Annotated in this window: 1 protein-coding gene and 1 pseudogene; both read left to right on the top strand. The window is 57.8% G+C overall.

Annotated elements, in window-relative coordinates; all coding sequences use genetic code 11:
• Nucleotides 1-257, top strand: a pseudogene (locus tag AC1D0I_RS32795) (hypothetical protein); the annotation flags it as partial.
• Between the two features lie 125 nt (nt 258-382).
• Nucleotides 383-562 (top strand): hypothetical protein, encoded by a 180-nt coding sequence (locus tag AC1D0I_RS32790; RefSeq protein WP_477400217.1) that lies wholly within the window; start codon nt 383-385, stop codon nt 560-562.
• The last annotated feature ends 170 nt before the right edge of the window (nt 563-732 follow it).

The raw sequence follows: 732 nt of genomic DNA, 5'->3' as shown, positions 1-732 counted from the left end.
ACGTAGTCATCATGGACATCGAACTGGCGGACGGGGATTGCGTAAAAATCGCCACGCTGCTTGATGAGCGAGGAATCCCGTTTGTCGTCCATTCGGCGAGCGTTGCCAGTTCGAGCTTCCACGATCCGATTTTCCTACAAGGCACATGGGTTACAAAACCCGTCTCTCCTTCCGAGCTATGTAATGCCGTCCAGATAGCCTTGGCTGCGGCAAACGATGACGACGTTTCGCGACCTACTAAAGCTGGTCACGCCTAGTACGTTCGTTGGCCTTTCGGCTGGTCATCGACTTCGGCAAGTATTTGGACTGGCTCTTCTTCGCGGTCTGGCGGAACAACCCTCGGACTCAGAGGTTTTGGCTCCATGTCCGAGGAACACTCACCATGGCTCACGAGAACGACGACCATGCTCGACCTGTAGGCATTGAGGCACTGGCGCACTGGCTTTCAACGGAAACCGGGATCTCCGAGGAGCAGGCTCGCGAACTCATTCGCCTGATCGGCACCGACCGCAATTCCCTGCTTCGCGAGGCGCGGCAGCTGCTTCGTCAGCGTCCGCGCTAAGGAGCACCGGAGGTCCCTTGCCTCCACCATCGAGTTCGTTCACTTCCAATGTGAGTGGCGGTCTTGGAACTAACGGTTACACGCCGCGTTGCTGCTCGTTGAGCTCAGATTGGGAACCGGGATGACGGAAGCAGCCCAGGCGAACGTTGTCGCCTCCAACCACCCGGGAA

This window comes from Mesorhizobium sp. P2_D1 (assembly GCF_056404455.1).
Note: the sequence above shows the minus strand (reverse complement) of the source record. Positions and strands in the feature narration are given on the sequence as shown.

Excerpts from the sequence above, each read along its gene's own strand:
- AC1D0I_RS32790 (WP_477400217.1), top strand. The coding sequence starts at position 383 with ATGGCTCACGAGAACGACGACCATGCTCGACCTGTAGGCATTGAGGCA.